Here is an 11,950-nt window from a genome sequence, read left to right on the forward strand (position 1 = left end):
TTCAACTAATCTTGCTCTCTGAGTTATTATTCCTGGTTTAAGGAATATAGGCAATTACACGTTGTTGACTAAGTATTCCCAGTTTTGAATATTTAGGTCCTCCATTTTCCGTTTCTCTATCAATTTGTTATACTTTTAATAAAGTATGGGGATTCTGCAAAGACTAATATTTTTTCTGGAATTTCTTCTAAATAAACGTTAAGTGTAGAACCTTTCTAAATTCCTGGATGTTCCTAGCGAGTAAGATTAGTGATGGTAATTTCTGTACCATTGTTTGTTTTGACAATAGCATAAGGTCCTTGTTCAGTTCCTAGACATTTATTTAATCTAGTAGGTACATTGAATTTATCATCAAATTCCTGTTTGGCTAATATATCTTGAAAGTTTTGTTGGGGAGTAAATTCTACACCTTTAAATAAATTTTGAAATTGGATAATAGGATGTAATTCTAAATGAGATATTTCGGAATATTTATTAACTTGCTTAATAAGTAACTTGACTGGTGAATAGCCAGTAGTTATAATACTTTCACTCACGTAGGCAGATGAAGATTTTTTATCTTTTATATGATTAACATCTCGATAAAGATAACGTTTATTTTCAGCTATTACCTCCATATCAATCAGGTTTTTTGGCACTTTTGAATAAATCCACCGCAATTTGATGGTGGAAATAAGCTGCTTTAATTACTTGTCGGTACATATTGCGATCAATTACTAGTGTTTATAGTATCACTTGAGAATTTACATTTTGAACAGATACAAGTTTGAGAAATTCCTGCATTTCTTTTCTGTATTCTTTCCTTATGACTTGAGGATGGTTTTGATTATTTTCTAAATTGACTAATTTTTATAATGACTACCAATTTGGTCTAAATTTTTTATTGTTGAGAATCCTATAACTTATTAAAGTTTTAATTTCTGACTCTAAAGCCTTTAGTCCTGTCACATGATTACTGATAATAATAACGCTAATACCACCACTCATATGAATAGCAATCTTTTTACATAGAAGGTGGTACACAACCTTCTATGTAAAAAGATTGCTATTTCAGTTTGACTGTGGGACCATAAGCATTTTAAGGTAGGTTTCTGTATTCAGCTTCGGCGGTAAAATTATGATACTTACTGGCTAATTCTATACCAATATATTTACCATTAAAATTCCGATCTTGACGTTCTGCTTCGGTTTCTATGGAGTCTAATTCTTTGGTTTTAATACCTTGTAATTTAGGAATTCAAGCTAAGAGGCTACCATCTGGCCCTAAGTAATCTTTAATGTCTTTGTTGATGGAAACATATAAACTATTAGTATTGAGGAAGTGGGAGCAAAGGTTAAGAATTTTTTCGCCCTCAGCTATTCAAGGCACAGAAATTTCATCATTTTTAAGTTCTCTAGAGGTAATAATCATTCCCCAGTCCAAGGTTAGGAAACGACCAAGGGTAATATCCCGCTATTCATTTTGTACAAAGCAGCTAAGTTCTTGTTTAACTTTCTCAGTTTCTAGAAGTTAGTTATGGATAAGTAAGTCTGCGTTGATAATTTTGTACATTAACAAGTCATCTTGTTCAGATTTACTATTTTCCTCCGATAAATTATTTGTATATGAATTTCTATCTATTTTAGGGTCATCAGTAGATAATTCCGCTGCTTCATTTAGTAATTATTCAGTTTTTTGTTGTTTAATAAAAGCTTTGCGTTCTTCGTATTTCTCACAATATAACTGTGCTACTTTCCTTGGGTCTTTCTAGATTTCTGCGAGTTCTTGTGCTTACTTTTCTAATTCTTTGGCAAAGTCTTTGATACCTTGTGGGAAAGAAGCCAGTAGTTGAGAAATGGCAGTCTTACCTTTTTGAGACTGTGATTTTCCAGCTAACCAAATATTTTGATTATATAAACCCGGTTTGATTTCGGTTTTAATTGGTGTAGATGGGTTATTTTTATTCGTTCCATTGAAGCTAGATATGGGGGTAGTGAGGTCGATTTTACGTAAATCTTTTTGCCAAGAAGGCTCCTCTAAATTCTGCGGATGCAATGTTCTTTTGCCAAATCTCTCTTTGGTATCTTCTCTATCACTTACTTTTCAACCAAAGCGGTGCTGTATTAGATGATAACTTTTATCTTTTTATTCCTTTGTATTACTTAATTTGTCGTATAGCTCAGTTGAAATCTTTCCGTAGCAATCACCTAGTAACTTCCAGGCATCTTCATTTTTAAGAAATTCTCCACTTCCTCCAGTAGCATAATATACTAGTAAAATGTTTAGCTTTCCGTGGATAGTATTTGTAAGAATCTAGAACAATAGAAACGTAAGCACTATGATCTTTACGATCTGGACAGAGTTTTCAATTACTTCCAGACATTCTGGTGAAACGTATAGTAGCTTAGTTCTAAATAACAATAGTAATATCTCACCATTTGGGTGGTTATTTGATTCTTCTGCTGATGTATATTCATCTATTGGACCGAAGGAAAAATCTCTTTCTGGTCAAAAGAACTCCAAAAGTGTATTATCTGATTTTTTAGTTCAAAGTGAATTGTTATTCTGGAGATTACCATCTGTGTAAATCCACTTTTTTAGTCGAGTATGAAAGTGTTTAAATTCTAGAGTTATGAGTTTATAATTGATTTTTAATTGATAGTTAATTTGTAGGATTTTTCAATATATCCAGGATTAAAATCTCAGCTAAATATCACTAAGAATAAGGTCAATGAAGACAGTTTCTTGCAAGAAGAGTATTATCAGCAATTAACTGATAATTGTATGGTTTCCCATCTTATTCAGCAACAGGCTATAACATTGAGGAAAAATTATGATCAGTTCAAAAATTTGGTTAAACTAAGCCTGAACATTGGATAAATTTCACTGCTTATGACTTTTTCACAGAAGAAGAGAAGCAGCATTTTGATAGTGATGCTTTACTGAAACCGGAGTATGTGAAATATGCTTATGGTATTGATGTTAGCATTCAATCACTGGAAGAAATGGAACGTTGTAAAGAAATTGGAGTTGACAATTAAAATAATTTGTCTGCTCGATATGCTGGACAGGGTATCAATTTTAGTGAATAGCAGATGCAAGCAAGAATTATTGATAACAGAACCTATTTACAATGCAGGGAGTAGATGGAAATAGATTTGCGTAATTTTGAGGATGTTGATACTTTACTATTTGATTAAGACACACGATATTGAAACAAAGCGAAATTAGTAACTTAGATATCATAGATAACTACTAATAGTTCCCTCAAATTAGATTCTAAAAGTTACTTCAGTGATGGTGCTAGTGAAAGAAGTAGAATTGGAGGTAGGTTTTATTTTGTGTTTTATATCATTTGATATAAATGTGAAGCATTGTTGATAGAAACGTAAATTTACGCCAATTCTCCTTGATTTTCTGGTTCTTGATGCTGGTTGTGATTTAGTAGTAACTCTTTGAATCTTTCCAGTATTATTAAATCTTGGGGCGTCAAATCTTTATCTTTGCTCTCAGGACTATTACGGAGGGTAATTTCTGCAATTTCTTCTCCACTTTTTTTGCGTCGCAATTTGAGAATGTCTCTTTCTAGTTCAAGGTCGTAGTATTTTCCTGAATATGTTTCAGGTTGTCCTGCCTGTTACCAGAATAGATGGATAATATGGCTGATGCTGTTATGCTAGTGTAGTTTTTTGGTTTAGTACCCTGCTACTTTGTGATTAGGGACGGTATTATATCACTTACCAAACTGGAAGTTTGTCCATCTCCGTCTACAGAAATTGCACTTCTAGCTTCACTGTCAAGAGCATTTTTTGAAGACTTTCCTGAAGCGATTGCGCTTCGTGTAATTCCTGCGGGGTGCTTTACCATGGTTTGATTAGTGTCGTTGATATTTGTATTAACTAATGTTATTTCGTCTTCTGGGGATAATCCTGCTATCATTGTTTCGATAGTAGTTTCTGGCATTTCAACCTGTTTTGTACCCCGATAGGAATGTATTACAGGTAAGTCTCGTTCCGGCTTATAAGATACACCTCGTTTTCTCTGAGTCCCTGGAAAGCTATATGTTGAACCTAATTTATAGCCACTAACTTTGACATCATTTAACTCGAAAGCGATCGCTTCTTTAAACAACCCCACAGTATTAAATTGAGGATAAACTACAACACATTTTTGCCGAAGTCTTTGTATCAATTGGGTAACAGTTGGTTGATCTCTCGTAGCTGCATCAATGATGTCTGCTAATAGTTGGGTAATAGGTGGTTGATTGGAAGAGTGACTTTTCTGTTTTTCGGTTTGGGCGTGACGGTTACTAACAGTTGTTTCAAGCCCATTCTCCTTTTGGACTGTTTGAGTTATTCTGTCACTCCTACAAGATACAGCTACCAAGCCGTACTTTTTTTCCAATTGTCGTAATATTATCTCACTGCGGCGATAATCCCAGGAATCTGGTACAACCGAGCTATTTATACGAATACGAGAAGTAATAATTATGAATATGTGTGTGTTTGGTGTTATGGTGACGGGAAATAACGTACTGTTTTTGATTTAATTCCTCTCCTAAGAATTTCGTGGACTTGAGCTAATGCTGGGCAATTTCTCTGTATTGCTCATCCTCTAAATGTTCATGATATTCCCCTTTGTTATGGCATACATCATGGTGACGAATACAAAGAATGGCATGAGCGCCAGCATGTTGGAGATTAGGTCAAAATCTTCTGGCTGCACCAAATTCTTTAGTTAGTTGTATGGGTGTAGTTCCACTCATATTGCTGTTGATCATGGTTGTTTTCTTCTTACCCAGCAGATATTCTAAGGTGGAGCGAAAGCTGTGATTTTTTAACTGCTTGCCAATCAATGGGACTTCTTTCAGCGATGTCTACTAAAGGTTCTCTAGGTGGGGACTGAATACTTGATTGTATTAGAGATTTTAGAAAATGTGGTAAGTTTTAGAGCGATAGCGTTCGCGGAGTGTCCCGGAGGGAAATAGCACTACTGCAAGCAGTTCGCCTACTGTATTTTGATCCGTGCAATTCCCTTCGTGGCTCATCAAATATTTTCTTCTAGTTCATTACCTGTCACTCCACACTCCAGCAGTTGCATTTGTATTTCCTTAATGGATGTACGCAGGGATTCTACTAAGTTTTGTAGCTGCTCCGGATCAATATTTACGGCTTGTCCTATTTTCGCTGTGTTAGTTGCTGCTGTAGCTATTTGGTTAAGATTTATCCCAATAGTATTTAGTTCTGTGTACAACTTCTAATTTAACTGAGGGAGAGGGGCCATTCTACAACACGCCGTCGAAATCTAGCACGTCGAATAAATTTTGTGATACTCACTCTACCTTATTTTGCTTTTTGTTTAAGTTGCTCGTATTCATCAGTAGCAAAACGAACTGAAAGCTTAATTTTTCTGATAACTCCAGGTGAAGTAGTTCTGAAGATTTTGCTTTTACTAATTTTACCCTGTTCAAGTATACTTTTACCATAATGCTTAGATCAGGTCTTACCAAAATAAAAATATATCAAAAATTATATCTCGCTTATATTATCTGTTACTTTTCCATTTAGTGTTAGTTATTGCAATCTAGTTATTATCCTCTATAAATTGGTGTCCTAATCAGTAACAAACCCTTTGTGGCTTGTACTGGTGATTATGTAGCTATTAATTCTTTATCCACAAACAGAAGTAATATATGGCAAGCCAGAAAATTTTAGACAAGAGACTGAGATTTCAATTTTGAGAAAATACCCTAGATGGAATGTTGTTGAATTATTTGGTCAACCATTCTCATGAAAATATTGATGAATTAATATGATAAGCAATACGAATATATTTTATGCTATTAGCATATATCAATGTAGATGGAGTTAATAATAACTTCTTAGGTTAAGTAAGTTTATCATTATTGATGGATTGTTTAAATTATTGGGATTATATTCAAATAAAGTTAAATTTTAATTTAACCTTAGCTAAAATAGTTTTTTAAGGGATGGACAGTTTTAGTACTATTTTTATTACACACGATTCTGTAATAAAATAGAATTTTGATATTTATCAAAACTGAGTGGAATAATTAGTTACTAATAATATCACAGTTACTCAATCTCCAGAAGCTACGCAATATGATGACTTTTGGGACGAAGATGTAGAGGTACAGATGGAATTAACCAATGAACAAAAGGCTGTTAGACAGGATATTCGTTTTTTATTTGGATAAACAAACACTATAACTAAATGATTTAGTTACTTCCTGAATTTATACTTAATAAAATTAAATCACGAAGAATATATTTTACTTAATTGGTGGAAAAGTGAGTAATAAAATGACTAAAATTACATACAGTGTAACCCCGGATTTAATGCTGGCTATAAATTTAGGTGGTTCTCAAACTAAAGCAATTGGAAGTGTATCTTAAAAAGTGACTTTTCTACTTTGCCGTGTATGGAACCAGAAATAGCAGATGTATGAGTTGCGTCACTAGAAAAGTAGGAAAAAACTAAATCACTTGAAACAGATCCAGATAATACCTGCTGGGTGAGTATTAGTGAGGAATATTATACTATTGGTCTCCTAGCGAGAAATAAATATAGTGGTAATTCCTTACTCAAGCATTTGAAAAAAGAAAATGCATTACAGAAAATCTGTGGTGTTTTGTGGGTGGTTAGTCAAAAATTGAAACTGATGAATAAATTCACAGTTTTATTGGCTGTTTTATTACCACCTTCCGAATATCAAGATAAGGAGCATTTTGAATCTAAATTAAAACAGGTACTAAAATATTTTAATACACCTACTAGTGAAATTAGAATCAAATTGATAGACTTAAATGTTGTTCCTGAAGGAGTTGGTATTTATCTCCATAGACGTACTATTTGGGAACAAATATTTAGATGTCATAGATGTTGGATCATTTTGTTAGACGTTGTAGTGGTTTATTGAAAGACGATCCACATCTGATAGCTGCGATGGTAGCAGCAGGATCTGAATGTAAGTCGGAAGTTTTAGCTACTTTATCATGACGTAAAAGTGAAGCTGAGGTTTTAGCACAAGGCCAAGATATCTCTTTTACCCTCAAACTTAGTCGGGATGAATATTTTTGGGCATTAGTACGTTAGTTATTACAACAAATACCCTATAATATTAATGAACTGGTTTTATGTAGTCGTACTGTCGAGTATCGTAGGTCAGAATTAGAGGCATATTACAGTAACGTGAAATTGATTTGGAATGGTAGTGGAGAAATTCCCCCAGTACTTGATAAAGTAGGAATCGGTATGTGATTAGCAGATGTATGGACTTTGTATCACGTATTGTTTATTAGTACAGATTTAAGTACTAAAAATAGTAATACTACGACTAATAATTCTGGTTCTACTGGTTCAGAGAACAAGGTTGTTAACCTGCCTTCACCAAAGCCAAATGGCTTTTTGGAAATGCCAGATAGACTTTAAATTTTTTAATAAAGTCGAATTTCTGTAGCTGGTAGTTTATTGTGATGATTAAACCTTTAAGAATTAGGATAGGCGATTTCCTTTGGCAGTGTGCTACGTACAATCGCCTGAGACAACTCCTCCTTTTTTTCTGTTATTTCTCTACTGAATTTGGTCTATTTTATAACCATTATTCTAGATCAGTTATTCCTGAGAAATCTAAAAGTGCTTCCCTAGTAGTCCTAACTGTTTAACAGTTAGTTGATGAATGTACTCAATTAAGGTGGATGTAATTACACCAAATCGCTGATTAAGTTGTTGTATAATTAACTGTTCTTCACCTATTAGTTCACCATGTTCCATGGCCAGTTTTTCTGTTGGGCCAACTAGGGGCATTTTCTTTCCTCCTCCAAACGTTTAATTTTAGTGATTAATCCTTCTTGTAAAAGCTGAGGTAAACTCATCATTTTATCAATGATTTTGAATAGCTTAACTATTTGTTCTTTTGTTAATCCTCATTCGTAAAGTCCTCTAATTAACTTCCATTTCCACATCTCCCATTCAGTAAGATTAGTGGTTATACTTTTAGTCTTCAAGTGCACTATCGTAGTGATACTAAAGGGATTGTTACTAGATTCTAATTCATTTCAACACAATTCGTAATCAAGGAGTTTAGTAGTAAAAATCTAACGTGATCTTCACTATTTCCAATAGAATAATGATAGAATTAGCTCGCCAATTTGGTCTATAATCACCTGAAATTGCTAGACTAAGTACCTTGTTGTAGTAAAGATCGAAAGCGCGGTAGCGGTAGATAAACATTCGTTCTGTAAAATTAACCTTATAATGACTTTGGACTTCAAGGTGAATCAAAATCCATACCTGTTGTTTATCTAATAACCAAACTTGATAAAGTTTATTTGCAATCCGTTTTTCTGTTTCTGATGAAGCTGTAATCTCTTGTAGTTCTTGTCTAGAGGTTGAGGGGATTTCTTCCAATCAATTAATTCATAGATTTGACGAAAGAAAAAGAATAATAAGCGTTTAAAACATTCATTTAATGCTTCTTTCTATGATTCATCATAGTTAGCTGTTAATTCAGTCTTTTTTTAGTAGATCAGCATGATTAGAAAAAATATTATATACAGATTCTGCTACGAGTATATTTTCCTTTTACAATGGATATGATTTGTAAAATGCCTGAACTTTCAAGATTATTGAAGATAATTTCACAGCATTAGCAAATAAAACAATTATCCCAGTTTTTATAAAGTCTAGGGTATCTATATGAGTATAGGAGTATAGAATACTTTTTCTTACTGCCCAGGATAGATAGATTAGAAAAACTACAAATATTAATAATTCAAGTAGAGTTAAGGCTTTAAAAACTGTGAATACTATAATACCTATCCAGGTAATAAAAATAATTTTAATAATGAGTATAATATTTAATTTTGGTTTTTCTGGTGGTGCTCCTATCTTGCCAAGTGATGTAGTATTACTTTTATTTTTATAAGTAGCAGCAGACTTTGAACCAATAGAATCTCTGACTTTGCTAGTGCTATGAGTGATAAATCTTGTAAATTATTCTTAATTTAGGAGAGTTATGAGTTTGGCATTTAGGGCAAATGATTAGCATAGTTATCTAGATGATATTTACAGCAGTTTATATTTTGATGAATTGCATTTCTAGGTTGGTTTTCAATCATTAAGTGGTATGAACTAGACTTGATAATGCTATAAATTTATTCAAAGTGTATGATTTCATCTCTGGAGTAACTTTAATTTTTAAATATGCGAATTTAATAGTTCCTATTATAGACATAATAAATTTCACTTTAAATCAAAAGAACTCTTTTTCCTGGCTTTATGAGCTTATAGTAACTCATTTATTTAGCGAAAGAAAGAAGCCTAATTTTTTAGCCTCCTTTCTTTCCCTGTAATAATAAAGTCTGCTAAGGATTGACACCTAAACCATAGGTTAAGATTTAAAAATGTTATGCTTTGGGTTTTTGGATTTTTTACATATTTTCCAAAGATGTTTTAGATAGTGAGTGATTATCTTTGCTTATTCACGCAGCAGCTTTCTGAGGTGATTTGCGTTTGCGTGTAGAATAATCTTTGGACTAGTGGATGTATTATTTTTTCTGGTCTTCCTAAGTGTCTTGGTTATGATTTAATTTCTTTTGCAGGTAGTAACAGTTTTAGTGTAGGAAGAGGAAAGGGAATAGTTTCACTTTTCATGGTTTTTTAAGATGACATATCATTTTCTAGTTCCATTGTCTAAGGGGTAGATAATGTTTGATAATTAATTAGTTTATTAACTCTAGGAATTGACATTGATCTGTTGTCTGGTGTAACTGATGCTATAGCTTGTATTAATTGAGAAACTCCAGCAATAAAATCTATAAATATTACTACAGAGAAAGTAACACAGATAGCTTCAATCATTAAAGTAAGTACATATTGCATAATTATCTCCTTAAACACAGTGATTTTTGGTTTTCATGATTCTTACAAATGTTTTGCGTAGCGATATATCAATATCGCCACTGTATTAAAGCAAGATTCCTATGTCTTGATTTGAGTTTTCTGATGTATATGTAAGACTCACTACTGTCCGGTTAATTTTTGTGACAACCGGCTTAAATTTTAAGCCATCAGTACAGAATTTTATTTTTTGAAATCACCTAATAAGTATTGATATAAGACTAGATTAATATGAAGCCGCATAGAATAATTATAGCTTACTTCCCGTAGGGTACGCTGATGTATCTAGATAATAGCGGATGAAAATAGATAAATTAATGGATTTCGGAATTAGGTGAGATCTAAAAGAAAAATCTCTAGATTTATTTTTATTTAAAAATAGACAATTATCCTATACTTGATATGACTGAACTGTAAAGTTCATAAAGGGAAGAGAGTTTCACAAAGTTTTTGGTGTGGCTACATTTATTTTTCAGGTAAATTGGGATGCTTCTAATTTAGCTGAAAATGCTCTATGTACTGTTTTTGAACTATTTATTATCTAACTTAAAAAATAAAAACTGGGTATTGGGGAACTGTTTACCAAATACCCAGTTTTAAAGTAATCAAAAACTCCAAGTAGGTGGACGAAATAAAAATGAGGGGTATTGCGTTTTGTAAAATGCCTGAAACTCAATTAGAGTATTATATTGAGATAACTTTAGATACCGTTACATACCTTTAAAATTTTCTATTTACCTACTTAGTCGTAATCTCTAAAATAGACTTAGTTGAATAACTGCTACCTTCTTTATACTGCTACGGAAATCATGAATTTTGCTAATTGTACTAGATACAGGTGGTTGGGAGTTAATAGGTTTGATAGTCGTGATAATTTGAGAAATATTACTCATCTATTCAATATCTTCCATGCTGTGACTAAACAATTTATCTACTATTCCTCGGTGAATATGGTATTCTTGCATATACCTTTCATCATTTAGCTGAAAGTCATTATCACTGCCTTCACTATTTTCATCATTGGAAGATAATTCTGATGTATCTAAAGCAGCTTCATCTTCTTGTAAGATAGCATCAATTTCCTGCAATCGCCTGGAAACATCATTAATCTTTTCTGAATGTGGAAAAGATTGTCCTACAAGAGATTCCAATCTTGCTTTTTCAACCTTTGTATTTTCCAATTCTTCCTGCAATTTTGGTAGATATTTCGGTAATAAATCTATCATACTATCAAGACTGATTAAAGGATGAGAATGTTGAAACTCAATACTTCCTTTTCGTTGAGTAAGGTTAGATGGTCGCTAAGGGGTATCTAGGTAGTATATAGCCCATAGTCCGCGACGGTGGACATTGCAACCAGTACTTAATTTCTTCGTGCTTCCCAGTAGAATATGTACCTCACCAGAATCAATTAACTCAGACAACTTAGTCCGGTTAGATTTATTAAAATCATGAACGAACGCAATTTGTGATTCTGGAATTTCTAATGCTATAAACAGCATTCTGAAATACCAATAGGTGCTGTATTTGTCTGTTTTAGGAATACTTGTATCACAGAATATTAATTGAGTCCTCTTGAGAGTATTTGTTAGATTCCAAATTTGCCAACTATTCTAAATAAATTCATGCAACTTGCTTATATATACTTCTTTAGTTTCTCCCAATAAGCGTATTGTTAAAGTAGCTTTTATGAGATCCGTAGTTGCACCCAGCATATTATCAATGCTGGGTGCAACGTACTGAGTGTAGATTTTTTCAGACCTTTCTGGAGCTTCCATAATAAATTGGAACTGTGCTAAAGATAGTTCTATAACGACATCAATAAACTTAGCTTTTCGATGTTTTAAAACATCAGCAATGTTATCATTTGTGCGGAGGTTAATAAACTGATCCATCAGCCATTGCAGAGCCTGAATATTGCAGAAATTCTTAAATCGATTTACTACTTTGTATTTACCACTAACAGTAACTTCAGCCGAAGAAGTGGGTTCTATAAATTGACTGGCTCATTCATCAAAAGTTTCTATTGCCAATTCTCGTAATTTAGGA

12 protein-coding genes are annotated in these 11,950 nt (G+C 33.0%); 1 reads left to right on the plus strand and 11 read right to left on the minus strand.

Annotated features, from left to right (window positions below):
• Window positions 1-233: 233 nt before the first annotated feature.
• From AAZO_RS43070 to AAZO_RS40510, 5 genes are all read right to left on the minus strand, one after another.
• Window positions 234-638: a hypothetical protein gene (locus AAZO_RS43070; RefSeq protein ID WP_338027294.1), complete on the minus strand. Its 405-nt coding sequence runs from the start codon at window positions 636-638 to the stop codon at window positions 234-236.
• A 1,133-nt stretch (window positions 639-1,771) separates the two neighbouring features.
• Window positions 1,772-2,035 carry a hypothetical protein gene (locus AAZO_RS43075; protein ID WP_338027295.1) on the minus strand — a complete coding sequence of 88 codons (264 nt, stop codon included), beginning with the start codon at window positions 2,033-2,035 and terminating at the stop codon, window positions 1,772-1,774.
• Between the two features lie 1,339 nt (window positions 2,036-3,374).
• Window positions 3,375-3,548, minus strand: a complete 174-nt coding sequence (locus AAZO_RS40500) for a hypothetical protein (RefSeq protein ID WP_228371813.1) — start codon at window positions 3,546-3,548, stop codon at window positions 3,375-3,377.
• Between the two features lie 137 nt (window positions 3,549-3,685).
• Window positions 3,686-4,384 (minus strand): hypothetical protein, encoded by a 699-nt coding sequence (locus tag AAZO_RS40505; RefSeq protein ID WP_228371814.1) that lies wholly within the window; start codon window positions 4,382-4,384, stop codon window positions 3,686-3,688.
• 642 nt (window positions 4,385-5,026) lie between these two features.
• A complete protein-coding gene (locus AAZO_RS40510) occupies window positions 5,027-5,233 on the minus strand; it encodes a hypothetical protein (protein WP_013193287.1) in 207 nt (68 codons plus the stop codon).
• A gap of 1,282 nt (window positions 5,234-6,515) precedes the next feature.
• Between AAZO_RS40510 and AAZO_RS40515 the strand changes: the two genes are divergently transcribed.
• Window positions 6,516-6,920, plus strand: coding sequence for an acetate and sugar kinases/Hsc70/actin family protein (locus AAZO_RS40515; RefSeq protein WP_228371815.1), 405 nt, complete (start codon window positions 6,516-6,518; stop codon window positions 6,918-6,920).
• Window positions 6,921-7,630: 710 nt separating this feature from the next.
• Here AAZO_RS40515 and AAZO_RS40520 read toward each other — a convergent pair.
• The 6 genes from AAZO_RS40520 to AAZO_RS40545 all read right to left on the minus strand — a co-directional run bounded on the left by AAZO_RS40520 (window position 7,631) and on the right by AAZO_RS40545 (window position 11,796).
• Window positions 7,631-7,807, minus strand: coding sequence for a DUF4351 domain-containing protein (locus AAZO_RS40520; RefSeq protein ID WP_228371816.1), 177 nt, complete (start codon window positions 7,805-7,807; stop codon window positions 7,631-7,633).
• Between the two features lie 276 nt (window positions 7,808-8,083).
• The gene (locus AAZO_RS40525) at window positions 8,084-8,410 is read right to left on the minus strand and encodes a hypothetical protein (RefSeq protein ID WP_228371817.1); all 327 of its coding nucleotides are present in this window, start codon (window positions 8,408-8,410) and stop codon (window positions 8,084-8,086) included.
• Between the two features lie 1,284 nt (window positions 8,411-9,694).
• Window positions 9,695-9,883: a hypothetical protein gene (locus AAZO_RS40530; protein ID WP_013193288.1), complete on the minus strand. Its 189-nt coding sequence runs from the start codon at window positions 9,881-9,883 to the stop codon at window positions 9,695-9,697.
• A 911-nt stretch (window positions 9,884-10,794) separates the two neighbouring features.
• Window positions 10,795-11,127, minus strand: coding sequence for a hypothetical protein (locus tag AAZO_RS40535; RefSeq protein ID WP_013193290.1), 333 nt, complete (start codon window positions 11,125-11,127; stop codon window positions 10,795-10,797).
• A gap of 75 nt (window positions 11,128-11,202) precedes the next feature.
• Complete coding sequence (locus AAZO_RS40540; protein WP_081462930.1) at window positions 11,203-11,403, minus strand: hypothetical protein; 201 nt, start codon at window positions 11,401-11,403, stop codon at window positions 11,203-11,205.
• Between the two features lie 111 nt (window positions 11,404-11,514).
• Complete coding sequence (locus AAZO_RS40545; RefSeq protein WP_081462931.1) at window positions 11,515-11,796, minus strand: hypothetical protein; 282 nt, start codon at window positions 11,794-11,796, stop codon at window positions 11,515-11,517.
• Window positions 11,797-11,950 lie beyond the last annotated feature (154 nt).

The organism is 'Nostoc azollae' 0708 (assembly GCF_000196515.1).
Lineage (GTDB): Bacteria > Cyanobacteriota > Cyanobacteriia > Cyanobacteriales > Nostocaceae > Trichormus_B > Trichormus_B azollae.

Excerpts from the sequence above, each read along its gene's own strand:
- AAZO_RS40520 (WP_228371816.1), bottom strand. The coding sequence starts at position 7,807 with ATGCCCCTAGTTGGCCCAACAGAAAAACTGGCCATGGAACATGGTGAA.
- AAZO_RS40530 (WP_013193288.1), bottom strand. The coding sequence starts at position 9,883 with ATGCAATATGTACTTACTTTAATGATTGAAGCTATCTGTGTTACTTTC.
- AAZO_RS40535 (WP_013193290.1), bottom strand. The coding sequence starts at position 11,127 with ATGATAGATTTATTACCGAAATATCTACCAAAATTGCAGGAAGAATTG.
- AAZO_RS40540 (WP_081462930.1), bottom strand. The coding sequence starts at position 11,403 with ATGCTGTTTATAGCATTAGAAATTCCAGAATCACAAATTGCGTTCGTT.
- AAZO_RS40545 (WP_081462931.1), bottom strand. The coding sequence starts at position 11,796 with ATGGATCAGTTTATTAACCTCCGCACAAATGATAACATTGCTGATGTT.